This window comes from Mucilaginibacter sp. UYCu711 (assembly GCF_050433825.1).
Lineage (GTDB): Bacteria > Bacteroidota > Bacteroidia > Sphingobacteriales > Sphingobacteriaceae > Mucilaginibacter.
This window is the reverse complement of the sequence record NZ_JBNPWM010000004.1, coordinates 14,130-38,122: the sequence shown is the minus strand read 5'-3', so window position 1 is coordinate 38,122 and position 23,993 is coordinate 14,130. Positions and strand designations below refer to the sequence as shown.

General features: G+C 39.8%; 24 protein-coding genes, 1 tRNA gene and 1 pseudogene. 4 read left to right on the top strand and 22 right to left on the bottom strand.

What is annotated here, in order from left to right:
- Nucleotides 1–730: 730 nt before the first annotated feature.
- From ABIB50_RS09580 to ABIB50_RS09485, 20 genes and pseudogenes are all read right to left on the bottom strand, one after another.
- Nucleotides 731–1,000 (bottom strand): hypothetical protein, encoded by a 270-nt coding sequence (locus tag ABIB50_RS09580; protein ID WP_429379323.1) that lies wholly within the window; start codon nucleotides 998–1,000, stop codon nucleotides 731–733.
- A gap of 48 nt (nucleotides 1,001–1,048) precedes the next feature.
- Complete coding sequence (locus tag ABIB50_RS09575; protein WP_429379321.1) at nucleotides 1,049–2,485, bottom strand: metallophosphoesterase family protein; 1,437 nt, start codon at nucleotides 2,483–2,485, stop codon at nucleotides 1,049–1,051.
- Nucleotides 2,486–2,502: 17 nt separating this feature from the next.
- A complete protein-coding gene (locus tag ABIB50_RS09570) occupies nucleotides 2,503–3,489 on the bottom strand; it encodes a D-arabinono-1,4-lactone oxidase (protein WP_429379882.1) in 987 nt (328 codons plus the stop codon).
- Nucleotides 3,472–3,846, bottom strand: a pseudogene (locus ABIB50_RS09565) (FAD-binding protein); the annotation flags it as partial. The gene ABIB50_RS09570 and the pseudogene ABIB50_RS09565, both read right to left, overlap by 18 nt.
- 11 nt (nucleotides 3,847–3,857) lie before the next feature.
- Nucleotides 3,858–5,081 carry a patatin-like phospholipase family protein gene (locus ABIB50_RS09560; protein ID WP_429379319.1) on the bottom strand — a complete coding sequence of 408 codons (1,224 nt, stop codon included), beginning with the start codon at nucleotides 5,079–5,081 and terminating at the stop codon, nucleotides 3,858–3,860.
- A gap of 143 nt (nucleotides 5,082–5,224) precedes the next feature.
- On the bottom strand, nucleotides 5,225–6,949 hold the full coding sequence (locus ABIB50_RS09555; protein WP_429379317.1) for a phospholipase D-like domain-containing protein: 1,725 nt from the start codon (nucleotides 6,947–6,949) through the stop codon (nucleotides 5,225–5,227).
- A gap of 144 nt (nucleotides 6,950–7,093) precedes the next feature.
- Entirely contained in the window at nucleotides 7,094–7,447 is a 354-nt protein-coding gene (locus tag ABIB50_RS09550) for a TlpA family protein disulfide reductase (RefSeq protein ID WP_429379881.1), read from the bottom strand.
- Nucleotides 7,444–7,758, bottom strand: a complete 315-nt coding sequence (locus ABIB50_RS09545) for a hypothetical protein (protein WP_429379315.1) — start codon at nucleotides 7,756–7,758, stop codon at nucleotides 7,444–7,446. The genes ABIB50_RS09550 and ABIB50_RS09545 overlap by 4 nt, the downstream gene beginning before the upstream one ends.
- Before the next feature lie 866 nt (nucleotides 7,759–8,624).
- A complete protein-coding gene (locus ABIB50_RS09540; protein ID WP_429379313.1) occupies nucleotides 8,625–9,770 on the bottom strand; it encodes a hypothetical protein in 1,146 nt (381 codons plus the stop codon).
- 4 nt (nucleotides 9,771–9,774) lie between these two features.
- Nucleotides 9,775–10,809, bottom strand: a complete 1,035-nt coding sequence (locus ABIB50_RS09535) for a nucleoid-associated protein (protein WP_429379311.1) — start codon at nucleotides 10,807–10,809, stop codon at nucleotides 9,775–9,777.
- A gap of 58 nt (nucleotides 10,810–10,867) precedes the next feature.
- Nucleotides 10,868–11,929, bottom strand: a complete 1,062-nt coding sequence (locus tag ABIB50_RS09530; protein ID WP_429379309.1) for an AbiH family protein — start codon at nucleotides 11,927–11,929, stop codon at nucleotides 10,868–10,870.
- A 73-nt stretch (nucleotides 11,930–12,002) separates the two neighbouring features.
- Complete coding sequence (locus tag ABIB50_RS09525) at nucleotides 12,003–12,335, bottom strand: hypothetical protein (RefSeq protein ID WP_429379307.1); 333 nt, start codon at nucleotides 12,333–12,335, stop codon at nucleotides 12,003–12,005.
- Nucleotides 12,336–12,381: 46 nt separating this feature from the next.
- Nucleotides 12,382–14,130 carry an SAVED domain-containing protein gene (locus ABIB50_RS09520; RefSeq protein ID WP_429379305.1) on the bottom strand — a complete coding sequence of 583 codons (1,749 nt, stop codon included), beginning with the start codon at nucleotides 14,128–14,130 and terminating at the stop codon, nucleotides 12,382–12,384.
- 16 nt (nucleotides 14,131–14,146) lie between these two features.
- Complete coding sequence (locus ABIB50_RS09515; protein ID WP_429379303.1) at nucleotides 14,147–14,557, bottom strand: hypothetical protein; 411 nt, start codon at nucleotides 14,555–14,557, stop codon at nucleotides 14,147–14,149.
- Entirely contained in the window at nucleotides 14,541–15,752 is a 1,212-nt protein-coding gene (locus tag ABIB50_RS09510; RefSeq protein WP_429379301.1) for a nucleotidyltransferase domain-containing protein, read from the bottom strand. Before ABIB50_RS09510 ends, ABIB50_RS09515 begins: the two co-directional genes overlap by 17 nt.
- Nucleotides 15,749–15,928, bottom strand: coding sequence for a hypothetical protein (locus tag ABIB50_RS09505; RefSeq protein ID WP_429379299.1), 180 nt, complete (start codon nucleotides 15,926–15,928; stop codon nucleotides 15,749–15,751). The genes ABIB50_RS09510 and ABIB50_RS09505 overlap by 4 nt, the downstream gene beginning before the upstream one ends.
- Nucleotides 15,929–16,222: 294 nt before the next feature.
- Entirely contained in the window at nucleotides 16,223–17,233 is a 1,011-nt protein-coding gene (locus tag ABIB50_RS09500; protein WP_429379297.1) for a type II toxin-antitoxin system antitoxin SocA domain-containing protein, read from the bottom strand.
- 6 nt (nucleotides 17,234–17,239) lie between these two features.
- Nucleotides 17,240–17,590, bottom strand: a complete 351-nt coding sequence (locus tag ABIB50_RS09495; RefSeq protein ID WP_429379295.1) for a hypothetical protein — start codon at nucleotides 17,588–17,590, stop codon at nucleotides 17,240–17,242.
- Nucleotides 17,591–17,940: 350 nt separating this feature from the next.
- Nucleotides 17,941–19,212 (bottom strand): phage integrase SAM-like domain-containing protein, encoded by a 1,272-nt coding sequence (locus ABIB50_RS09490; protein WP_429379293.1) that lies wholly within the window; start codon nucleotides 19,210–19,212, stop codon nucleotides 17,941–17,943.
- A gap of 184 nt (nucleotides 19,213–19,396) precedes the next feature.
- Nucleotides 19,397–19,469, bottom strand: a tRNA-Phe gene (locus ABIB50_RS09485).
- Nucleotides 19,470–19,678: 209 nt separating this feature from the next.
- Between ABIB50_RS09485 and ABIB50_RS09480 the strand changes: the two genes are divergently transcribed.
- Together ABIB50_RS09480 and ABIB50_RS09475 are read left to right on the top strand one after the other, a co-directional pair.
- Nucleotides 19,679–20,980, top strand: coding sequence for a 4Fe-4S dicluster domain-containing protein (locus tag ABIB50_RS09480; protein ID WP_429379291.1), 1,302 nt, complete (start codon nucleotides 19,679–19,681; stop codon nucleotides 20,978–20,980).
- A gap of 5 nt (nucleotides 20,981–20,985) precedes the next feature.
- Nucleotides 20,986–21,777, top strand: a complete 792-nt coding sequence (locus tag ABIB50_RS09475; protein ID WP_429379289.1) for a (Fe-S)-binding protein — start codon at nucleotides 20,986–20,988, stop codon at nucleotides 21,775–21,777.
- Here ABIB50_RS09475 and ABIB50_RS09470 read toward each other — a convergent pair.
- Nucleotides 21,772–22,254 carry a hypothetical protein gene (locus tag ABIB50_RS09470; RefSeq protein ID WP_429379287.1) on the bottom strand — a complete coding sequence of 161 codons (483 nt, stop codon included), beginning with the start codon at nucleotides 22,252–22,254 and terminating at the stop codon, nucleotides 21,772–21,774. The genes ABIB50_RS09475 and ABIB50_RS09470 overlap by 6 nt on opposite strands.
- 46 nt (nucleotides 22,255–22,300) lie before the next feature.
- Here ABIB50_RS09470 and ABIB50_RS09465 point away from each other — a divergent pair, with 46 nt between their 5' ends.
- Nucleotides 22,301–22,786, top strand: coding sequence for an ABC transporter ATPase (locus tag ABIB50_RS09465; RefSeq protein ID WP_429379285.1), 486 nt, complete (start codon nucleotides 22,301–22,303; stop codon nucleotides 22,784–22,786).
- Between the two features lie 13 nt (nucleotides 22,787–22,799).
- On the top strand, nucleotides 22,800–23,090 hold the full coding sequence (locus ABIB50_RS09460) for a YciI family protein (protein ID WP_429379283.1): 291 nt from the start codon (nucleotides 22,800–22,802) through the stop codon (nucleotides 23,088–23,090).
- A 92-nt stretch (nucleotides 23,091–23,182) separates the two neighbouring features.
- Here the strand turns inward: ABIB50_RS09460 and mtgA are convergent, their stop codons facing one another.
- A complete protein-coding gene (gene mtgA, locus ABIB50_RS09455; RefSeq protein WP_429379281.1) occupies nucleotides 23,183–23,872 on the bottom strand; it encodes a monofunctional biosynthetic peptidoglycan transglycosylase in 690 nt (229 codons plus the stop codon).
- Between the last annotated feature and the right edge of the window lie 121 nt (nucleotides 23,873–23,993).

Below are 23,993 nucleotides of genomic sequence, written 5' to 3'. Positions count from 1 at the left end.
TTTCGCAGGCCTGAGCTGAAATGTTTTTCTTTTTCGGCTAGGTCTATGATGCGCCATATCTGATCAAATTGTGAATGGTTTTTATTAATCGTTGTGATCTACGCCGTTGCAAATCAGGGTTAGGAACATAAAGTCGCTTTTAATTAATAAATTATAATACAGTAGGTCAAGACCATTCATCACCAATAATTAAAAGCAATAAAGTTGCTTTTAATTATTGGTAATTGCAAGTTGTACAAGAATAATTGTCTTATTTATCCCCAGGCATTTGATACCATCGAGATTGGGATGCCGCTGTATAGCCATTTATTCCTGTTTGTTAACCTAGAAAAATATCGTAAATACGATCCTCTGTTGTTGTAAGTCGGTGCACAGACTTGCCGCACAATCAATGATAAATTGTATAATTTTAATAAAATATGCCGAATGCTGTTCGCGCCTTTGCAGAAAATTAGCCGGTAACATGAGTGGTGGAAGCCGTCCATGCGCGGCTTTCAAACCTGTCTGTGGGAAATCACATCTGGATAGCACTTTCGTGGTGCGTTGGAATAATGCTAGTTTCCTATATTTTTACGATAAGGGCGTATATAATATTTCATAAGAATATTGGCTACCCGGTCTTCTTTGTAGGTAACGGAATTTCTTTAAGAAATAAAAATGCTTGCGATTATTGTTACCGCACAAATTGCCAATAACAAAAAAATGGTGTTAATACGCGTCACGCCTGTTACTAAATATGCTCTGTGATGTAGTCTTCAATTTGTTTGCAGGACGGTACCAACGCCGGTTTACGTGTTATGTCAACATCGATCTGTTGTGGCGTAGTTATACTGTAAATACCTGCGATATGTCCTACTGGTGTTCCTACGTCGAATTGTCCTGCCGATGCATCACCAGTAAATATGCCTCCCTGAGCAATGACCTGATCATGAATTTTTTTTACGACGTCAACGGCCGTACCTGTAAATGGGATGTTAAATGTAGAACATGAAGTGCTCATAATGTTTCTGTTTAAAGGTTATTATTGAATGCTTAATTTCATAAGGATTTAATTATGCCAGCCCGTTTTAAGACTAACGCCACCGCCGGAAGAAGCGTTGGAAACTTCAAAAACTTCTTCAGTAACACTCCCTTGCTTTAGTGTTAATAATGCAAACCCATTGAGAACCCGCTTTGATAGTGCGGAATTCTGGCTGTCCACTTTTGTTTGTACATAATAGTCTATGGCCGGATTGTCTTTCAGTCCTTTAGCCAGACCAGCGGGTATGCCTGCATGTCCCATACACCGAAAATTTGGTACACTACCGTCATATTTGCTGAATAGAGGTGCCAATTTTTGTTTATTATAGACGATACCATTATGAAGATGTCCATAGTACCAATAATCAGGAAATCTATTTCCCAAGGCAAGGTACATATCGTTTAAAAGACTACCATTATCTTTCCTGATGTTTATTGCACTTGCATCATAATTTATAGGGTTATGATGCGTCAGGATAATTACCCGCTTTTGCAGATTTTCGGGCTTGTTAACATTGTCAGAAATGAATTGTAATTGCTCGCCGGACACGGTTCCGGATTTATACAGCGTCGATTTGTCGTAATAGGCACTATCCAAACCAATCACAATCCAATCAGCATATGTGATCGCGAAATAACTGGTTCCCCCTTGGGATGAAAACGCTGGATCGTTCAGCGCTGTCGCGAAGTAACCGTTTGCGCCATCATACATCTCGTGATTGCTATTTAAAGTGAACGAAGCTTTGGAACCACCTGTCCACATTTCATTTAGTTTATTCTTTTCTTCGGCAGGTGTTCCCGAATAGTAAACATCGCCCAAGTGGATCACGATATGAGGAGATAATTCTTTGATCGCCTCGCTGACCAATTTTGAAGGGCACATGGCCAGGTCTGCATCCTTCCATTCACCTGTCCCCCAGTCTCCGAGCACGGCGATCCTAAGAGGCTCCTTGCTTTCTATCGGCATAGTCGCAGGGTCGGTTTGAAACGGATGAATCGTTAACCCTAAGCCGGGTAAATAACCGGAATAACGGGTTCGTAAATAATCGAGAACGGCATATAAGTAGCCCGCATCTAATACCGCATATTTGGTAAATGCGATCATTGTGCCATCGGCAGTTACGATTCCGGCACCGGTTTTTAATAATGATACTAATGCAGCGTATTGTTCGGGCGTGATCGTACTTTGTGGTAATCCAAGTTCCCTGAGCAAGGGAACAATCGGTCTCAATAAAACCGGCAGCTCATGGTTGATCAGGTACAGGAAGATACCGTATTCCGCGTCGCCTGGCTGATGATCAGGTGGTTCGGGAGCATCATTTATTGCAACAACCAGTTTAGCTTCACTTTGTAGGAGAAAAATCCATTCTGTCGAGAAAATATCCCAAGACAGCAGATTTTTATTCGCCGCGTTATGTGCCGAACTGATGAAATTTTTAACTTGCTGTTGTTGGGAAGCATCCATTTTGGTGATTGTTAAGTTCAGCTCAATCCGATCTTTTGCGAAAATTCGTTATCAAAGATTCCGTTGTAGTTAAACGCGTCAAATATTTTCTGAAATGACTGCAGTTCAGGATACATGTTTTTAAGGGCGACCGGCGTGACGTTTTGATTTAATCTTTGGCCCCAGTGTGGCCGGCCGGCAAAGTCATTCATATACAGCTGCAAAAACGCGTCAATCGAATCCATAGCATGTGGAGTTGGTCTGATAAAAGGCATTTCTATCATACAGGTTTCCCGTTTATATTGAGGCGCTAAGAAGCCCTGGGCCTCAGCCGTAAACCTGAAGCCGGGAGGGACTGAAATGAACGCTCCTTCATTGACCCTGCTGGCTGCCAGTTGGAATAACCTGTCAGCAACTTCTATCAACTTTTCCAGAGGTATCCCGCAATTGCAGGCATCCACTTTGGTCAAATTTGGCGTACCAAAGTTGAGGGCTTCCGGACATGGCATTACTACCGGGCTCTTGTTGACAGTAGCTTTTAAGGTGCTGTTTATAATTTCGGGAAGCTTATTAGGGAAGTGTTCCATGGTCCACAAGATCAGCGGCGCAAGTTCAGGGATCAGGCCAAAAGTTACGCCAAATGGTCGTTTTCCTTTTGCCGGGCCACTCACCCGCCTGTATTCAGAAAGTACGCATGAATTTTCCCCGGCAACCGGATAAGGATTGAACCAAATATGTATGCTGTGAATAGTTTTGTCAGACAGTTTGTCGAATATTACCGGTTTTAATTCGCTCCATATGTGCATTTCCCTTGTCTCCTCCAGAAAGAAAGATGCCTGGGTTCTTACCGTGACCGAATAGAAAATACCCATCAGCCCAACCGAGACTTTTGCCGCATTAAAGTAAACGTCATCCTGGATTAATTCCACGTTAGGGAATTTTAACTTGAATTTAGCCGGGTCGCTAATACCGGCGCTTTGTTCGATTCTTTTTTGCACCAATTTTCCCGCAGCGTCAAAGGTCATAAGATTTAAGCCGCAAATAGCCTCTGCAAGGGGACCGATCATCCTCCCGGAACCATGTCCCCCGCATGATGCCACACCGATAAAACTCAGCCCTTCGTAGCCGGGCTGGTTGATCAGGGCGCGACCCTGGGGCCACAGGTACTTATTAAGCTGATCTATCGTTGCACCTCCTTCAAAATCAACCAACGTTCCTGCCATTAAAGGATCATTCAATTGTTCCGGATCGACATTGACGATATTGTTCATGTTTTTAAGCGATATCCGTAAACCGTCGGTTGTGATGATATCATCAAATGCAAAACCTGCACCTACCGCTTTGATCTTATTGCTATTTTTAGCGGCTTCTGTCATCAGGGAGCTGAGTTCCGTTAAATTTTAGGATATGCTATTTGCTGGTCATCTACCGCCTCTGTAAAAATGGCGAGCGGCATTGCTTTATTTGCGGGGTTTGTTTGAAAATGGGTTTCATTAAGCGTAGGGTCTGCCAATATCGAGTGGACCAGTTGGTCGGAGTGATCGGGTACTTCCTGATCCGTATTGAACGTAGCCAGTAAATTTTCGAAGGGTAGTTTCTTATCCAAAGTAAGCGCCATTTCTGTGAGTTGAACAGCAGGATGCTGGGGGATAAGCAGGGTGGCCCTGGTAACCCCATGATTTCTTATGGCAAGCCTGGTCGCCAGGTCATTGAAGTTAAATGGACTCAGACGGAAGTCCTTTGTAGGTTGGATCAAAATCACGTTTGACGGAACGCCAAGTTTTTCCAGTCTGACCTGACCTCGGTAAATATCAGCTTGCGCGATCTGGATGGTCATCATTTTCAATGTCCGTCCTATAATTTCAAGGCCGCTATCCAATAATTGAAAGTCTTCGAAATTTGGTTCGTGAACATAATTATCAATCACGATAAACTCCGCTTCATCATATCCATCAGCTTTCGCCAGCTCAAACGCCTTAACAGCTAATTCCAATGGTGTACAACTTCGGATCCCTCCTTCAACAAAGCGAAGGCCAAAAAGGTCGACCGGTGGCAACATTAATGGCGTGCATCCCCCGGCAGTAAGCAATTCATAAATGTGGTCTCCGATGTTATACGGGCTTCCGGGTTCCAAGGAAAATTGAACGGTGCGGAGCGGATTGGAGTCCTTATCGAGCAGCGGTTTATTATTGGTTACAACATAAACTTGTCCGTCGTTTAAAGTTGAGACCTCGATTGCCCAATTCTTCTTGTCTTTGATTTTGTTCCAGTCGATATACTTTCGTATGGTCTCAGTTAATTTTTTGTTGCCGTATATACTGTCTTTTGCCCAGCCGCTCCCAGATATTAAGGATGATAAGGCCGCTATCGCACCCCCGCCAAAAGGCACATCGAAAATATCGCTCGTTCGTTTAATATCATTCCAAATATTCAACAAAGCCGCATACCCCTCAGATACAGTATCATATTGAGCGAGCACACCGCTGTTTAATGAGCCGCATCCAATGCCGATATACATATCAAAGGAATCATAATACTTGGAAATCACTTGGAGTGCACCAATTTGAAACTCGCCGACAGGACCTCCTCCGCCGAGTATTAAAGCTTTCCATTTCATTTAAGACGATTTTTGATAAAGTTTAGATAACAGTTAAATACGGTCGCAAATAACTGATTACCAAGATACTGATAATATAATTGATATTGCAAATAATTATTCAATAACACACCTGTGAAAAATAGATTTTTCACAGGTGTCATTTAAAATTTAAGCGGCATCGTTGAAATTTGACCCTGCATTTTGACCTTTATTTTATCTGAGTCAAACTGAGTAAGCCAGGAGTTATCGGTTTTTAGATGAAGCGGATTGTCCGGGCTATCAACGGAGGTGTCTTTTCCATTATTAATTTCTTCGGTAGCTTTACGGACAAAGAAGTGATGAAATATTCTATAAAACTCGGTAAAGTAAATATCCGATATTCTTTGAAGTTCAGTGCCGCCGGAAATCACCAGGGTGTTTTCGTCATTTGACAATACGGAAGGATCGCTGAAATTGGCCGAACCCACAATTATTTTAGGCGTTGAACTCAAGGGGTCAATCAGTAAAAGTTTATTGTGTACATAGTTTGTGCCTATTACCGCGCTTGGTTTTTTATTTAATAAAAGACCGGAATTAACTTCCTGAAGCCAGTCGAACATTGGTTTCGTGAAATAAGCACCGTTAACGATAATTGAATTATCAGTTTTAGTGATGCCATCCGCGTTTCCAATCTTGTCCACCATGATGTATTTCAGGTTTTCATTGGCAACGCTAAAAGCGGCCTTCATATCTTTATTAAAAGAAAAAGGGAATATTCCGCACACCATTTGTTTTGCTTCCGTAATAAATGCTGAATATGTTTTCAGGATCAATTTATCTTCTCTGGGACTGAAGAAAACCGAGATTTTGTCATTGAATCCTGCTGGGGCAATTATATCCGGCTGAATATCTTTTGTATTCTTTTGTATGTCAACATGTGCCGGATCTGAAGAAAGATCATCCCAGTAATCAAGATACTTCGAGGCTATACCGGGATCTTTTAGCCGGTGCCCGACGTTGCTCTGACCAAGAATTCCTTTGTCGGTTATATTGGTAGATCCGGTCCATACCTCCGAAGCGCCAGCATCGGTTATCAGCACCATAAACTTATTATGTGCGGGAACTTGCGGATCATTTTTACGGGGAATAAGGATCGTTATTTCTTCCCCGTTTTTAGTAATCGTTTTAGGTAACTCGTTTTTAGTTATTGCAGCTTCATTTTCATCCTCTTCACCTCTTGAGTCGTAAATTATCTTAACGTCAAGTCCGGCACTAATAGCATCCTTGAGTTTCTGCAATACAGGATCATAGGTGAATTCGTAGAAAGCAGCCCTTAAAGCCTTGCCGTTAGCTATCGCATCATCAATAAATCCCAGCAAGGCCTCCTGAAGTCCTCTTGAAAGCCATTTAACCACTAACGCTTTCTGGTCTGGCGTCATATGATCAGGCCGCTGGTTCTGGAATTTTGTGGCATAGGCAAGGCTACCGGCCACACCCATATTAAAGTGCACAGAATGAAATTCTCCTTCCGCCGTTTCTGACTCTACAGGAACATCCACTGATGCTCCATAGGTCAGATTTTTGGGTTTGCCATAAACAGGTATGATATGATAAATGTATTTGTGCGTCGGTTTTACTGAGAAATCTTCCCAGTAGCAGGACTGTATCGGCTGTTTGTCAGTATCAAAAAGCTGGCCTTTTACAGAGGGGACTCCTGATTCGGCAAAATATTTGAAACCCTTCAGCGGATAGCTTTCGTTTTCGGTATTGTCGTCTCTTTTGATTTCAAAACCGAGAAAGTCCGGGGTGTTGACTTTTTCATCAGTTATTTTAATCGAAATCAGAGCACCGTATGCTCCGATTATTACACTTCCTTCGAGGCCGTTTTTTGTAATTCTGTTGCGCATAATAAGGTTATTATAATAGGTTAATTATTTGGTTATGAATATAATAACTTATTTATTAATGCAAGGAAAAATTTACATTAATTCCTGATTAATTAACCTTTTAAAAAGCAGCTCAACCATGTTTTGGATTATTCAAAAGACCTCTTATTGTATATTCCATTCTTTCAAATTCCTTCGGATCATAAAGACGGCCAAAAAACATGATTTACCATGCTGGTCGATCACGATATCCCTTGCGATACCCGCATCTTTTGTGGTAAATAATCTAAAGATCTTCGCTCCTGGGTCGAGAGCCATCCGGTAGGTGATCCCAACATCTTTTTTGAACCTGATCACTTTTTGCAATGGTTCGTCTCTGTCTACCGCGATCAGCATGAAGTTTCTATTTTTCAGTGGCTCCCAAAGCTCCTTTTCCAGGTGAGGAAATTTTAATCTGCGAATAGGGCAAATACTGGCTGTAAGCTGTAAGACGACTACTGTTCCGCTAAGGGCTTTCAGTGAGGTGTGCTGCCGTCGGTGAGTTTCAGTAAAAAATCAGTCGGTGCCTGCTGTCCCACCTTTACGGTATAGTCACTGTCTGCTGGGTCGGGTTTCTCTGCGCTCTGCGCATGTAACATTTGAAATTGAAAAGAAAAAGCGATTGCGGTTAGTGATAATACCAACCTTTTATAATTTGTCATGGTAGGTGTGTTTTCGTGTGAGTAATTAAGAATAGAGGATTCAAATTTAGTATTCAGCGTATTATTGCTGTCCCCTTTTTTTGACATGTTTTGATGGCCCGATCTTTTCGCGGTGTTTATTGCTTCCATAGTAAAAGAAGAGAATTTTGGAAAACTGGCGCCTTTCTGCTCCGCACTTAAACTTTCAGCCTATATAGCTACAATACTGCTTATCAAGTGCAGGACTGTCTTTGTAAATGGAATGCCCGCAGCCATAAGCTGTTATTCCCTTTCTGTTCGCGGACTCATTAACAAAGTCTCTATGGAAGATTCGCCAATCTTATATCTCTGTAGAATCTCCAAACGGCGGATGTTGTGAAACCAAGTCTATCACGTGAACAATTTAATTACAGTACCTGTAGTAAATTTCCTATGATAGCCCGTAGGGGAAGCTTTTCGAACCCCTTTTTGGAAGATTTAAAACTTTTAGCAGCATCTTGATTGGGTTAAAATGCTAAATAATAATTATTTGCGAAATGAAGACAAGCGTTAAAACCTACTTTTAGTTAACACAATAATATAATTAGTGTTGCAACACGGAGTTCTTTTCTTACAAAAAAGAAGCAAAAGACCTGAACTCTATTATTGGAGTTTGATTAGTTTGATTCCTTGAGATTCAATTATATATCAACCCTTCCTGGACAATTCTCGAACTATTTTTTGGCGGACTTGCGTAAAATGGCTTTTTAATTGTTTTGGTTCAATCCTCTGATACTTCAATCAAACAAAGGATTCAACACATATCAAATGATCAGCTAGCTACCCTTCTTTTAAAATTATCAATGATAATAAATAGTTATCTACTGTTGACCTTAATGTAGCAGCATTTAATTTTATTTAGAAAGTTAAATCAACACAATTTATATGTTGGACGAAGTGAAAGTACGTATTCCGGCGAGCTGTTTTGATCCGGCTAAAACATGTTGGACTTACTTAGCTGCTTCCTCGTTGATAAACTATTTATGCAGTGGCGTAATTGGTGGCGAAGGTAGGGTCAGCCATAAGATCAACAAAACTATCGGAATCAGCCATAATATCCCAATAACTAAAATCAGTCTGTTCTTTTGTTTGCTTAACTCATTATCCACCAAAGCAAACTTCTCTTTAAATTTTTCAATATTACTCTGTGAAAATGTTTCTTTATAAGCGGAGATATTCGCTTCGGTGAAATTCAGAGAACTGAACTGGTTATTTAAAAATATCTGAATCAAAACAGCAAAAATGAACAAGCTAATGATGGATACAATATTTTTAATAGAATCCGGGTCTTTAAAATCAAAAGTGGCGAAAACCAAAACGAACGCGGTCGGGATAGTTACCAGTTTATTTTGTGAATCATTAATAACAGACTGAATCTTTTGCGTAAATTCTAATGCCTTGGAATCCAATTCTATTTTGAGTTTATTATAAGAAAAATCTCGTAAATAATATTGGTAAGCGTTATTACACTTATCTACAAAATCCGAAACATTTCTTAAAAGAGTTGTGAACCTCACAACTTCGGCGGCTGGGGATAAGTAATCAATCATTTCATTGATAAATAACAGTTGCTTTTCCGTTCCACTATCCGAAAAGACATCGATTATTGCTTGTAAGCCTTTTAAGCCGCCTGCTGAGATATGTTCCACCTGGTTTGATCCATAGGTGAAAGGCAGCAACAACGCTTTGTCATCGCGGAATATCAAAGCATAATCCATATCAACATCGGTATAGTTATGCCTTGATATAGTTTTTATCGCATTGATAAAGTCAATAATAATTTTGTATTTGGAATAAAACTTAACATCTGGCTCATCGCTGAAACGGTCAACCCCTGCTACATAAAACAGGGTAGCAGGATAGTTGTATTTATTTTTTAGAATTAAACTATCTGCGTTTTGATAGTATCCAATGCCGTTCAGCCGTGCAATCGATAACTCTAATTTGATCGTTGCGCCAACCCGATTTTCATAGTCGGTGTTTTCAATGATGTCTTTTACTTCCAGGAACTGAATGGCTGTGCTGGTTTCATCATCGACCGGTACCCCATGACAAAACAAAGTGCCATCTGTTTCATGGTAGTTATTAGCGCTTAGAATAATATGAACAACGTCCTTAAGCATAATTTCAAGATGGAAGCTGTTTTATCAAACCCTCCGGTACCTTTTTGAAGGTAAGCTCATTCTTTTCTTTATTATAAATTACGTCCGTTCCAAGCAGACCCGCGTCAAATTCAACAGAATACCTATCATCTTTATACATGATATACTTGATACGTTTTAACTGCGCCTTGTCACCTTTTATTGTTTCGCTAACGCCGTATTCTTCACCGGCAGCAAATTCCTGGAATTCGTTAATGTTGTCTGGATCAACCAATGCTGATATTGCAGAAAGCTGGATGTCTTTCTTTTTAGTCATACAATCCGTGCAATAATCATGGATTTGATTTTTTAACCTGATCTTTGATTGCCGGTCATAGCCCTTAGTAGTTGCATAGGCTTCTATTGCATTGACCAGTCTTTTTGAGGATTCGGTGCTGGTAGTCTTGTTATCACAATCGATGAAAGTCAGAAAATAATAACTCACTTTTTTATTACCCTTGACAAATGATAAATAAGTTTTACTATCCGTATCGGCCCCTGCTTCAATATCTTTCCATCTTGTCAGATTAATCATACAGGCAACGTCCACTTGCCCAAGATCAAGGTTTTTGATGTCTTGTAACGTAAGATCGGCTTCACTAACTACATAACCGTCCTTATTGTTAATAGTCAGTACGAGCATATATCGGTTTTTGGTATCGGTATTGATAAAATCTGTGAAGATTAAAAATCCGCCGGTTGAGCTAATTGTATTTGCCAGTGTTACTTTATATTTTTCTGCGGCAGAAACTGAGAAATCATAAAAGTGATCCGCTGATAAATAACTTTCTAGTGTTTCTTTGAAATCCGGGTTTATCCCAGCAAAAATACCATAAGTAGGATTCGATTTTTTGTGGTAAGAATCGTTCAATTTGCCAATAAACACTTTTTCCTTTTCGCCAACATTGAGAACTTGTGTTGCCTTTTTAAAACCAACGTTTCGATCGCCCGCGTTCTTATTTAACTGGTGGATGACCATCCCTTTTACATCGAGATTACTGCCAAATTTTTTAAATTCCATGAAATAATAATGATTAAGGTTTAAATCTATTGCGCAATGTAATCATTAAATTAATAAATTAAGCCTGTGGCATGGCTGTCGATTTATCGAATGAAACGATTTTCTTTCGCATCATTCCCTTATTTTTAAAGTGCCGGGAAATTTGCTGCGTCAAGGCCGTAAAATTGTTTCTGCCGTCCTTGTTCTCGTGATAGAAAATTTTGATCGATTTACAATTGTCATGTTCAAAGACCATGTTCAACATCGTTCTGTCGGACAGCCCGCAGGAGTGCCCCATTACATAAACCTGGAAATCATCTGAGTCAATAAACCGGATTAGGTTATGGTAGTTAGATGTTTTAAAATACCAAAAGGATTTTATATACGTCAAAAAACCGCTCGATTTTTCCAGTTCCATTTTTAAATAACTATCATCCAATTCATCGCCAAATCCAAAAATCAGAGGATTTGTGGGATCACCGGCTTTGCCATGAATGTAATTGACCTCATAGTTAATGTTAGAGTACATAGGCATAGCCTTTTCAAAATAATTTTCGATGACTGGTGTATAATTAAAGTTCAACACCTGTGTGTCAGTCGGCATTACATCTTTAGTTAATTGGACTGTTACGATCTCGTCCTTTTTAATTGATGCATCAAAAATATCAAGGTATGCTTTAATCTGTGCAGGGGGGTGAATTTGTAATAAATACATTTCCAGGAACGAAATCAAGTTTTTCATGGATTCATTTAAAAGCATTAGGGAAGATGATTTGCTGGTTGTCCCTTTTAATATTGCTGTTAATTGATCATAAAATTCATTTTCAATATCAACCCAGCCCGCTTCTTTGCAGGTTTTAAGTAAATGAAAGAAAAAATCAAATTTAAGCCTTACGGAGAAAAATGGGTGATGAACCACCCCACTTGTATAAGTGTCTTTATTATTTAATAGTTCGTTTAAATTGTTTTTTAAACAGTAATCAATGTAATCTGAAACCTTATATATACGGTCAAACCTCAATTCCTCAAAAAAGTTCCGGCCAATTTCTATCAGTTCGTCCTCGTACTTATGTTTGTCGTACGCTTCCGTGAAGGTGAATTTTAGGTTCCATACTATAAAATCCTTATAGCTGGTTTTCATTCAATGTGCGAGGTCAAATCCGTTTCCGGTTAAAATTAGGCGGTTCATTAGCAAATTAATTATTAGTGCTGTCTCAACGATGATGATTATTATGTGGCGTTTGATCGCGATTAATTCGCCTGCATTCTAATTCCATCGCTTTTGCGCGGGTTTTAGGGTAATCATAAACAAAGTCATCAAAAGGGATAATACCTGCCCGCTCATATTGATCGATACGCCCATCAAAGCAATCTTCATAAGAAATGCCATGATACATCTTTTTTCCCTTATAAAATAAGATATAATTTACCGTGTCATGGGGTTCATTTAGTAAGCTATCCAGTACAGCGACTCCTAGCATTAGCAAACTTGCTTTTACAGCAAATTCTTGCCAGCGTGTTTGATTTTGATTGTATTGTTCTTGCATAAAAAGTATTATTTATAATTGTATAGTCACTCCTTGCCTCTTATAATCATTTGTAAACTACCTTATACAGCATTTCTAAAGCATCGGTTATCATAGTCCCATTCAGTTTTTTAAATCCCTCAATAAGCGTAGTATAATTCGGAGGAGTTGTCCGGATTACTTTACCATTAGCATACACCGCCATTTCACCGATACTACCGGCCATCTTCTCTAAGTTGTAAAAAACACGTTGATTACTCGCCTTTATTAATAACCCCGAAAATTCTATTACCGGTTTTTCTGAAAGCACATCTGCTACCTCTTTCAAGGAGTTAGCATATTTAATACGAATAGATTGCCAATACCATATCAAAAACCTGTTCATCCGGCGTATCTGAATTTCATTTAAATCTTCGCCGGTATCATCAAATGACCACATCGTTTCCACCATAACCTGAATGGTTACCAAGAACCATGTTTTATATTTTTGTTCGTCAAACTTGTCATCATAAAGCTTCGACCAGGCATAGTCATGCAATAACGCATATACATCTGCATGATAATCTGATTCTTCAATTACTTTGGGAAAGCTGCCGATGCCGTCGGCAACTTGCTTATTGATATTATGGAAGCTGTAATGTAAAGATTCATGGAGAAGAAATAACCTTCCCGCTTTATTAACCAATGCCTCTTCTTTCAGCCTTTTCACCAGGGCCACAAAGACGCTAGTATCAATGCTCCATTCATAAACCGCCTGGTCGTAGTCGAACCCATTTGCAACCGTAATATTTTCCTGATTGATTTTATCCTGTACAAGCAATTTATTTGCTATAAGCGGCTCAAGGTGCCGCCAATAGGGAACATTGAAGGAAGACCAGTCTACGTCAGTTGATAAATAGTCAAACCAGTTGCCTTTCGGTTTATCATTCAGGTTTTTTATAAAACGGTTAAGTTTTTGGGTTAACATCTCGTTCCAACTCGCCCTGAATTTAGCTGCCAATTCATATTGTTCGGTTGTGAACATTACTTTTTCCTCAGACGGCTGATTGATTAAAATAGCCAATTGAAACTGCGTTTCTGCGCTGCTCTTAAATTGATAAGTATATAAAACCGGGTAAATATTGGGCTGTATCTTATGCCCTAAAACAAATGCTACCGGGATCGGTACACTTGCAAAAACATGCACTACTGACAGATTTGGGAATTTCAAGTTTAATACACTAAAAACCTCATCTATCCGCTTACCGAATTCTATCAGGTCATTTTGGTCATATAAGTTTTCATAGCCGGGAGTCACTACTTCTAAATTAACCACCTTCATCAGCGAGTCGCCTACAACAGCGGAAGTAACATCCGCGTTAACTTTAAAGGATACGCCAATATTTAAGGCTACATCTTTATTAGATAAGTTCTCATCATTAGGCAACCCCGATAACTGGTATTCAACCTGCTTTTTATGATCCAGCTCGTAACGCCACTCTCTTGTATCGTGCGTTCTAAACATGGGATACACCTGCTGCCAGTTGTCGATTAAAGAACCTAAATGAATGATCAGCGGAATAGGCGCAAATCCAAAATAAAAAATTGGAACACCGGGGTATTTGTCTACTGCTGGTTTAATCTTTTCAACGAATTGTTTTCGCTGTAAGATCTCCAGTTGATCCCAATCTTCAATTGCTTCGCCAAGGGGAATAGACGCCGGCTTTATTTCTATAATTAGTTGCTGATCGCTGGTATATTTTGAAGGTATAGCTGCTAAACATTCCTGATCTGAAATTTCACTATGAACCGGGTGTTTTATAATTATGTAAGTCATTTTTTAAATTTTAAATTTAGTGTACGGTACCTCCACCATTCCAAACCCCTGTAGCTGCCCAGATTTCATAATGGTATAGCCATTCCGAGGCCCATAATAAAATGGTCTTGGCAATCAATTTTGATGGTTTCCAGCCCTGGTTATCATGATAATAAAGGCATAGTTTTTTTTCCGGAGTCGAATAGACATGGGGCAGGACTTTACCATGAGCGATAATTAGCTCAGGTTCCAGCACGTAAACTTTGGGCCAATCGTACAATTCATAAACAATTTTAACCTTGTAAGTTAGGCTGACCGGGGAAGGCGTAAGTTCCCCGATCCAGACTAATTGTTTTTTTTGAATCTTGATATCCGCTTCGGGGTTAAACCGGGCCAATACTTCTTTTTGTACTTGCAGCGTAATTACCCTGTTATTCTTTGGTACCATCGAATGTGTGTTTAAGAACAGGTTTATTGAAACCAATACCTAACGTAGCGGTTCCTGCCGTTGCGGTTAATTTCCCACTTTCACGAAGATCATTCAAGTTCTTGCCAATATTATTGACAGCCTCGTTAACTGCTCTTGTACCAAATAGGGGTTTGAGCGTCGCGCTAATATTAGGAATTCCTTTTTGAGAAACTACGTTGCCAAAATCATCCTTAACCTTTTTTAACCACTCGTAAAACTTCGTTTGACGTTGTTTTTCTGTCTGCCATTTATCGGCAAAGTTTTCTTTAGGATTGACTGGATTAGGAACCCATTTTACTAATTTTCCCGCCACTACCCGATCTTCTATAAATAAGGGCATCCGATCAATTATACCAGTTAACGCGTCATAGAGATTTGACTGTCCCTGGTAGGCTCTTGCGGCCAAGGTAGTAATTATAATAGACACCGGCTTATCGTCACAGTCATTCTGAAAATACAAATCACGATGTCTTTTTAAAATCTGTATAGCCCTTTGCAGCGGTGTTCTCGCCTTAAAATCAGGAATATCCTCAATCCTTTTGTTTAATGTTTGGGACATCATCCGTATCGCTTCCTGCAATTGCTCCTTCATTACTTCCAGGAACCATAACGCAAAACCTTCCGTATTACTCTTTGGCCAATCGCTGGATATTAATTTATAATTAGGACTTTTATTATCGGTAATATTGATCGCGTGTTTAGCATAATGATAAGGCACTCCTTGCGCTGTGATCCATAAAAAATCGTCTGGAATTGCTGGCACTACATCAAGGTGAAAACGGGTTGCTTCCGCATATTTTTCCCGCCAACATCTCCTATGTTCTTCATCAAGCATGCGTTTGTAGTCCGCATCTTGTTCCAGCCTGATTTTAAATAGTTGTTTTAAATCATACTGTGATAATGCAGCGGTACTTGTATTTAAAATACAAGTCATATCTACATCAAACTCGTCCTCCTCGTTAATAGGTCTTACTGGAATACCCACACGCAAAGACCCTTGCAACAAAACCTGGGGATTAAATCGAGCGAGCAAACTACCAGGTTCAGAAAGATAGTTGCCCATCTTTAAAAACTTTTCATTCGCCAGTTCATATTGAGCGTCCGTCAAATCTAAAGCATCTGCCAATTTCTCCCAGAGTGAGGTGAAAAACTGTTTTTCTTGTAAAGAAATCATTGTTTACCTTCCCTTCTTACACCCTTAAATTTAAAGCCGTCTTGTTTGACATCCATAAAACGGCCTGTAGCCGAATCCCGTTTGACCCATTTTTCAGCTGTTGGTTTGAACACTTGTGAGCGGTTTCTGACCGCGCCTTGCCGGTGGTTGTCTCCGGGCTTTCCGTTTGTAGCCATGTTGCTAATTTTTTAAATAAAAAAACTGCCATCCCTAGCGGGATGAATTAATTTTTCTGATTGGGTCACGTTCAGAAAAACATGGCTTCAGGCTATGGAATGTTGGAAATTAAGGGGTAGAGATATAAGATTAAGTTTGTAGAATCCAAACTTTTAATATCTTTACGACGTTATAAGACAAACACCTTAAAGTCACACACTGTGTATCTACCGATTAGACGCGGTCCTGATTGCATTGAGACACTTTATTAGCCTGTGGACCGCAATTCCCCAGGCTTTTTTATTATCCTTGCTTTATATTGTTTCTAATTCAAATCCATATTCATAACTAATTAATTTTTTTCCATCCTGATAATTTTCATACCAGGCCTTTTCCAAATGACTCGTTTCAATAATATCCGATACTGAAGTATTTTTGAACTTGGTTACTACCTCATTTAGTGATGCTAATTCATCGTCATTAAATAAATCCGGATTAAACTTTCTTTCCGGGTTAGGAAGGAACTTTTCTCCCAAAGCACCGCTGGGAAAAGATTTCCTTTCAATATTTATATCTTCATGATCTGCTGCAAATTCAAAAATGCTATTAAAGTTATTAGGCACAGGACCCATATCAATAGCACGGTATTGTGTACCGCTGATAGAAAAACAAGTCTTTCTGAAATTCACGAAATCTGCATAGAATAACAACTTATTCATTTTTGTCTTCCACGGTTTTACAGAAGCGGTGAAATAAATAATCATCTGACGAAGCTTTTCCAAATTTGGCAAAGTATAACCGGTATGGATTCCGATACTACTATCAAATCCCAACAAATAATCTTCTATGCTAAATGACCAGATCGATTGTTTTTCCCTTTCAATTAATTCATCTAAATGACGAAGGATGTTCCTTTCTTCATCTACGGTGTAAACACCACTTAATACGATCAAATGTTTGAATTTTTCAGGGTCCTGCGCTAATTGAATCAGCCTGGAATTGGATTCGCTTGGAACTTCCCCGTTTTCATAATTCCTATACATATTCGCCCCAAAACCTAATATATCAGCCATTTTTATAGCCGAAATTTTATATCTGTCCCTTAGCTCTTTGATCTGTTCAGGATATGGAAGTTTATGCGCCTCCCGATATTTATTATATACCTGCAGCATATTAATTTCATCCAACTCGGTCGATGTAAATTGCTCTTCAGATTCTATACATTTCAAATAATGATAAACAACTGAAAATTCTTCCTTCCTGAAAATAATTACTCTTTTTTCTTTTTGTAAGGCCATTTCCTTACCTGTTATTGGACTTTTCATAACATTTTACTTAAAAGGGTACGTTAAAGGATATTCTGCTATGTGAAAAGAAACACAAATAACTTCTGCATTAACCATGCCGAGTGTTATTTTTATATAAATTTCATTTTTCTTAATCTCTTTACCAAAAACCCACATGTCACTTCCGCCGTATAATTTCTCTTCCAATGGCCCCTGGCAATAATCTTGTGCTGAAAGGGAATCTAAAACAGTATCCCTATCAATAGGCCGCAACTCCAAATCTGCCAAGGTTTGCGAGTTTTTGCCACGGTCATCCCTATACAATATTCGCCATATCGACTTTTTTACTTTAAAGTCGGCAAGAAATGAATGAACTTCTGCGATGGTAATACTCACAATACAAATATAACAATAATTTTAAAGTGTGTGTGCCTTGGAAAAAATGCCTGCCTTTAGATTATATACGTGCACACAGTATAATGGTCGACGAAATTATTTTCACATAAGGCAAGTATCAACTTATCAAAGAATTAGAATGTTGTATAGATAATGATGAAGAAGAACAATAGTATTTATCTGACCTTACACTTTTAGCCCGTCACTGAAAAATTCACAATTCTTTAAATTCTCATTTGGAGAATAATCGTATTTCGATAGATTCATTTGGTGCGGTTACGCCGTAACGATGATAATTTAAATAATTTGATTAATGAAAAACCAGTAGTTAGCACCAGCCATTTAAATACTTAATCGACCAAATGTTCATTTTCAGCGGATAATAAATTAATCACTGATTCCTGAATCTCGTCGATAATCTTCCAATTTTTAGAAATATAAATATCTGTGACTGACGTCGTCTGATCTTTATGATTAAGGGCTAAAGCAACGTCATCCTTGCTAAACCGGCAAATATTTCTGGCCCAATCCCCGAAAGCGTGACGCGCATCGTAAAATTCCAAATCAGCTATATTCAGATCTTTACCTATGGACCGCATGCCGACGCTTAATGCCCGATCGAGTGAAAGATGTGTGGCATATCTCAATTGAAGATGCCCAGCATATTTTACGAAATATGGTATAGCGATATCTGGTATATTTACGCTAATAAATGCTCTGTCACGCCGTCTCGACTTAGTTTTCGAACGATTATAATCTACTCGTTCATTTAAAAATATTTCTGCTTCAAGTTGATACAGGTCAACAGCGTTCATTCCGCATAAATAAAGGCTGAGCATAAACAAGTCTTTGGCAAGCTCGATACGGCTATTTTCCGGAACTTCGCAGTCACGGATCGCTATTACCTGATCGATTGTAAGTTTAGGCTTGAGGTTTTCCGTAACATTTACCAGCTTATACTTTTTAAATGGATAATGTTTGATTACAATGACGTCTAAGTCTTCATCATTATAAAAATCTTTAACATCATTAAAAAGAATTCGCAGGTCGCGCATGTGATTGTGAAGACCTGTATCACTTAATCCGTTTACAGTCCGTTTATATACGTTATTAAATTGATCCGGCCTGCTGATTGTCCGAGTTGAGCGAAGGTATTTTTCATAATCATGGAGCATTTTGGTCCTAATTTCAGTTACAGGAACGAAATCGATTTTAAAGTAGTCCATCAAGCTATAAACAATGGTGGTCATGTTTGCTGCGCTCGCATTCCTTTTCGCTTTCTTTAATTCCTCAATACGCTTTTTTCCATATTCGATGATATTGATATCATCTGCTGTTTGCTCTTTTTTGGTTAGAATAATGACCAATCTAGACACTTCCAGCAATTCAAGTTTTGGTCCGAGCTCACTGATTTTTATACGGTATTCTTTGAGTACCGGATAAATAAGATCGAGGATGATCGAATCTTTAATGGTAAAATCTTTACGGATTTGTTTGTCCGTGACAAAATGGTGTGTTTTTAGATAAAGGGTCTTCGCCTTGTGGTTAACCCTGATCTTTACATTCCATGTTCCATCTTTCTTTTTTTCCGTCGGAACAATTACTTCCCTTACTGTAGCCATTTGTTTAAAAATTAGCGGCCGAAAAAATTCTTAACTATTTCTGAATAATTTTTGGCCAATTCAACAATAAAATCTGTTAAATCGCTAATCACTCGATTGAGCATACTTAGAAGAGATGACGCTAAAATACGCCTTATTTCATCAAAAAGGCCATTTCTTATTGAAAATGGCCTTTTTGATGTTGTGGTATCAGCTGGGATCGAACCAGCGACACAAGGATTTTCAGTCCTTTGCTCTACCGACTGAGCTATGATACCAGCCGTTTAAGGACTGCAAATGTAGCTTTTTTTTTATTTATCAGTACTTTTTTTTGAAAAAACTGCTACTTAGTTTGCGATTGATAATTAACTGTGCAGTAAATCAAATATTTACAATTACAAAAAAACTTTTAAGCAGCTAAATGTTTTGTACTGTTTTGATAGTTGATTGATAAAACTATCTTTGAGTTAAATACTATGCACGCATAATGATTTCACAGATCCTGTTCGTCCTCATATTAATTGCTGCCATTTACCTGTTCAGTAAAAACGCGGGTAAAATACGGCGCAATATATTGTTGGGCAGGGATGTGAACCGCAGCGACCGCCCGGCCGAGCGCTGGCTGGTTATGGCTAAAGTTGCGCTTGGTCAAACCAAAATGACCAAGCGCCCCGTAGCCGCTGTTATGCACTTCTTTATTTACATTGGCTTTATCATTATCAACCTTGAAGTATTAGAGATAATGATCGACGGCATATTCGGCTCACACCGTATATTTTCAAAACCGTTGGGCAGCCTATACGGCTTATTAATTGGCGGATTTGAAGTATTGGCAATATTGGTATTGACAGCCTGTGTGGTGTTTCTTGCCCGGCGCAATATTATCCGTTTAAAACGCTTTAGCGGGACGGAAATGACCGCCTGGCCTAAAAGCGACGCCAACTATATCCTCTTCATTGAAATATGCCTGATGACCGCATTTTTAACCATGAACGCCGCCGACTATAAATTACAGGCGCTGCATTTTGGTCACTATATACAGGCGGTCAGTTTCCCGGTAAGTAGTTTAATAGCTCCCCTCCTATCCGGCAATGCAAATACGCTGGCAATTATTGAGCGCGGGTGCTGGTGGTTCCACATTATAGGGATACTGGCTTTCCTTAATTATCTGCCTTACTCTAAACACTTCCACATCCTGCTGGCTTTTCCAAATACCTGGTACTCTAATTTGGAGCCTAAGGGCGAGTTTAGCAATATGGCATCAGTTACTAACGAAGTTAAAGCGATGCTTGATCCATCATTCGTACCTGAAAACAATGGCGAAATAGCGCGTTTTGGTGCTAAAGATGCAACCGATCTAACCTGGAAGAACCTGATGGAAGCCTATACCTGTACCGAATGTGGCAGGTGTACATCTGTTTGTCCGGCAAATATTACAGGCAAGCTGCTGTCGCCACGTAAAATTATGATGGACACGCGCGACCGGATTACCGAAGTAGGTAACAACCTGGATAAGCACGGCAAAGATCACAACGATGGCAAAGCACTATTAGACGATTATATAACCCGCGAGGAGCTTTGGGCCTGCACCACTTGCAATGCCTGTGTGGAAGCTTGCCCGGTAAACATTAATCCGTTGGAGATCATTACCGAAATGCGCAGCTACATAGTGATGGAAGAATCACAAGCGCCGGCAAGCCTTAACAATATGTTTGGCAATGTAGAGAACAATGGCGCGCCGTGGAAGTATAGTAATGCGGATAGATTTAACTGGGCAGAGAAGAATTAAATAAAATGGACGAACTAAAAGTACCCACCATGGCCCAAATGGCTGCCGAAGGTAAAGAACCCGAAATATTGTTCTGGGTTGGCTGTGCGGGAAGTTTTGATGAGCGGGCGCAAAAAATTACGCGCGATATCTGCAAGATATTGCGCCATGTAGGCATTAGCTACGCGGTATTAGGCACCGAAGAAAGTTGTACCGGCGACCCAGCGAAACGTGCCGGTAACGAGTTTCTGTTCCAGATGCAGGCCATGACCAACATTGAGGTACTGAATGCCTATAATATTAAGAAGATAGTAACCGGCTGCCCCCATTGCTTTAATACAATTAAAAACGAATACCCGGGCCTGGGGGGTAGTTATGAGGTTATCCACCATACCCAACTAATTCAACAATTAATTGATGATGGTAAGTTAAAAGCCGAAGGCGGGGAGAGTTTTAAAGGCAAACGCATTACGTATCATGATCCTTGCTATCTGGGCCGCGGTAACGACGTATATGAGGCCCCACGCAAAGCCCTGGAGATATTAGATACCGAACTGGTTGAAATGAAGCGCTGCAAAAGCAATGGCCTATGCTGTGGCGCCGGCGGTGCCCAAATGTTTAAAGAACCTGAGCAGGGCAATAAAGACATCAACATGGAACGCATTGACGAGGTAATATCGGTAAATGCACAGGTTGTTGCAGCCGCCTGCCCGTTTTGTATGACCATGTTGAGCGATGGCGTAAAAAATCACGACAAGGAACAGGAAATAAAAGTTTTGGATATCGCAGAAATAACCGCCCGGGCAAACGGGTTATAAATTCTTCGATTTAAAATACAGCAATGCATGTTGCAAACTATCTAAACGCTCGGGTTCCATATTTTTTACGGGGATAGATAGTACTGTCGCCATCGAATCAACATTACCCTTTTTATCGTTATAGGTTTGTACAATAATATCGTCGCCTTTTGCTTTTAGCTGCAGCGTGCCGGTGTTTACAGTACCCAGGTAATCCATATCCTGCAAATTATGCAGGTGGAACGAAAAGTATTCCTGCTTCCCGTTTTGATAAGTTTTACGCAGGCGGATAAAGGAATCGTCGGTTAATAGCAGTTCCCACTTTTTTATTTTTGGATCTGATGATGGATCAAAGGATTGGGCCAGGCATTTGTTACCCCAGTTAAGCCAGTCCTGGTCGGTCATGCCCGCTGCAAAGCATAAGCTAACGGCAGCCATAATCACAATGGAAAAGATAAGCGCTATCTTTTTATTTTTTGGCAGAACTGATTTTACCATGACAACAAAAGTACAGCCCTAAGATAATAATTTGATAGCTTTGTATATGCAATTTTCAAAAAATTCAAGAGTGTGGGTTTACCAGTCGGACAAAAAGTTAACAGACGAGGCGGTAGCTCAAATACAGCTACGCCTTAACGACTTTACTTCGCTGTGGACAGCACACAATAGCCAGCTTAAAGCCAAAGCCGAAGTACGTTATAACCGCTTTTTGATATTAATTGTCGACGAAACACAGGCAGGCGCCAGCGGCTGCTCTATTGATAAATCGGTCCGTTTTATGCAGGAGATAGAACGCGAGTTTAATATTAATTTGTTTGATCGCTTCAATTTGGCCTATAAAGAGGCTGACGAAGTGCTTTCATTACCTCGTCATGGATTTGAAGATCTGCTTAAACAAGGCGCCATTAATACCGATACCATTGTTTATAACAACCTGGTGCAAAACCTAACCGAACTGGAAACAAAATGGGAAGTCTCTTTTAAAGATAGCTGGCATATCCAACTTTTCGGGGATTTGGTGGTTAGTTAACTAAACACCACGCATGTTCGTTATCGATCTTAACTACATCGTCCCGTTAGAAGAACTGGATACCCACATGGCCGACCATGTGAAGTACCTGCGCAAGTATTATAAGAAAAATGTTTTTGTAGCGTCGGGCCGTAAAGTGCCGCGTACGGGCGGCATCATCCTGGCTTTAGCCGATTCTAAAGAAGCGGTTGAAAAACTTATCAAAGAAGATCCCTTTTACAAACACAAACTGGCCGAGTTTACCGTGACCGAGTTTTTGACCTCTCAATATCATCCGGACCTGAAAGAATTTTTGGGTTATTAACCGTGTGTGTGCCAGGTACAGGTGGAACAGCTGGTACACGTGGCACACCTGGCACACCTCAACAATGTTATTTATTTATCAGGTTACACCTATCAAAAATCCATCGGGCCTAACCTGCGCATGTTTTTCATGATCAGGTACTGGCGGTGCCTTACATAGCCGCTCGGCTCTGTTGCCGACCATTTTAACGGACTTGGAAAAATTGATGCTATGGCTGCTGCCTGTGCCCGGGTTAAATTAGCTGCATCTTTATGGAAATAGGCTTGCGCTGCCGCGTTAACGCCATAAATACCATCACCCATCTCTATAACATTTAGGTAAACTTCCATAATGCGGCGCTTACTCCAAAATATTTCTATCAGTAAAGTAAAATAGGCTTCAAATCCTTTGCGCACCCACGACCGGCCGGGCCATAAAAAAACATTTTTGGCAGTTTGCTGCGATATGGTGCTGCCACCTATCAGCTTATTACTTTTTGAATTTTTTTGGATAGCTTTTTCTATCGCGTTAAAATCAAAGCCGTGGTTCTCTAAAAATGTTTGGTCTTCGGCAGCAACTGCGGCACGTTTCATAGCATCGGCGATGTCATCAAAATCACGCCATTCCTTATCAATCTTCCAGGGTTTGCCGTCCGCTTTTTGCTCAAAACCACGGGTAAGCATCAGCCACGTTACCGGCGGATTTACAAAGCGGTAAATTATCACCCAAAACACAGTAACACCAATAAAAAATATCAGGAATAATTTAACAAAACGCCAAATGAGTTTACCCAAACCTTTCATGCAACTAAAATATGTTTTTATTTCGGATGTCAGAATGCCCCATTGGATTTTGTTGTATCGGCGACAACCATCCTAAAACAAAAAAGCCTCCCCTATTGGGAGGCTTAACTTTTATAAGTTT

Bases quoted from the DNA above. Each gene is read 5' to 3' on its own strand.
- ABIB50_RS09580 (WP_429379323.1), bottom strand. From the start codon at position 1,000: ATGAGCACTTCATGTTCTACATTTAACATCCCATTTACAGGTACGGCC.
- ABIB50_RS09575 (WP_429379321.1), bottom strand. From the start codon at position 2,485: ATGGATGCTTCCCAACAACAGCAAGTTAAAAATTTCATCAGTTCGGCA.
- ABIB50_RS09570 (WP_429379882.1), bottom strand. From the start codon at position 3,489: ATGACCTTTGACGCTGCGGGAAAATTGGTGCAAAAAAGAATCGAACAA.
- ABIB50_RS09560 (WP_429379319.1), bottom strand. From the start codon at position 5,081: ATGAAATGGAAAGCTTTAATACTCGGCGGAGGAGGTCCTGTCGGCGAG.
- ABIB50_RS09555 (WP_429379317.1), bottom strand. From the start codon at position 6,949: ATGCGCAACAGAATTACAAAAAACGGCCTCGAAGGAAGTGTAATAATC.
- ABIB50_RS09545 (WP_429379315.1), bottom strand. From the start codon at position 7,758: ATGGAAGCAATAAACACCGCGAAAAGATCGGGCCATCAAAACATGTCA.
- ABIB50_RS09540 (WP_429379313.1), bottom strand. From the start codon at position 9,770: ATGCTTAAGGACGTTGTTCATATTATTCTAAGCGCTAATAACTACCAT.
- ABIB50_RS09535 (WP_429379311.1), bottom strand. From the start codon at position 10,809: ATGGAATTTAAAAAATTTGGCAGTAATCTCGATGTAAAAGGGATGGTC.
- ABIB50_RS09530 (WP_429379309.1), bottom strand. From the start codon at position 11,929: ATGAAAACCAGCTATAAGGATTTTATAGTATGGAACCTAAAATTCACC.
- ABIB50_RS09525 (WP_429379307.1), bottom strand. From the start codon at position 12,335: ATGCAAGAACAATACAATCAAAATCAAACACGCTGGCAAGAATTTGCT.
- ABIB50_RS09520 (WP_429379305.1), bottom strand. From the start codon at position 14,130: ATGACTTACATAATTATAAAACACCCGGTTCATAGTGAAATTTCAGAT.
- ABIB50_RS09515 (WP_429379303.1), bottom strand. From the start codon at position 14,557: ATGGTACCAAAGAATAACAGGGTAATTACGCTGCAAGTACAAAAAGAA.
- ABIB50_RS09510 (WP_429379301.1), bottom strand. From the start codon at position 15,752: ATGATTTCTTTACAAGAAAAACAGTTTTTCACCTCACTCTGGGAGAAA.
- ABIB50_RS09505 (WP_429379299.1), bottom strand. From the start codon at position 15,928: ATGGCTACAAACGGAAAGCCCGGAGACAACCACCGGCAAGGCGCGGTC.
- ABIB50_RS09500 (WP_429379297.1), bottom strand. From the start codon at position 17,233: ATGAAAAGTCCAATAACAGGTAAGGAAATGGCCTTACAAAAAGAAAAA.
- ABIB50_RS09490 (WP_429379293.1), bottom strand. From the start codon at position 19,212: ATGGCTACAGTAAGGGAAGTAATTGTTCCGACGGAAAAAAAGAAAGAT.
- ABIB50_RS09480 (WP_429379291.1), top strand. From the start codon at position 19,679: ATGATTTCACAGATCCTGTTCGTCCTCATATTAATTGCTGCCATTTAC.
- ABIB50_RS09475 (WP_429379289.1), top strand. From the start codon at position 20,986: ATGGACGAACTAAAAGTACCCACCATGGCCCAAATGGCTGCCGAAGGT.
- ABIB50_RS09470 (WP_429379287.1), bottom strand. From the start codon at position 22,254: ATGGTAAAATCAGTTCTGCCAAAAAATAAAAAGATAGCGCTTATCTTT.
- ABIB50_RS09465 (WP_429379285.1), top strand. From the start codon at position 22,301: ATGCAATTTTCAAAAAATTCAAGAGTGTGGGTTTACCAGTCGGACAAA.
- ABIB50_RS09460 (WP_429379283.1), top strand. From the start codon at position 22,800: ATGTTCGTTATCGATCTTAACTACATCGTCCCGTTAGAAGAACTGGAT.
- mtgA (WP_429379281.1), bottom strand. From the start codon at position 23,872: ATGAAAGGTTTGGGTAAACTCATTTGGCGTTTTGTTAAATTATTCCTG.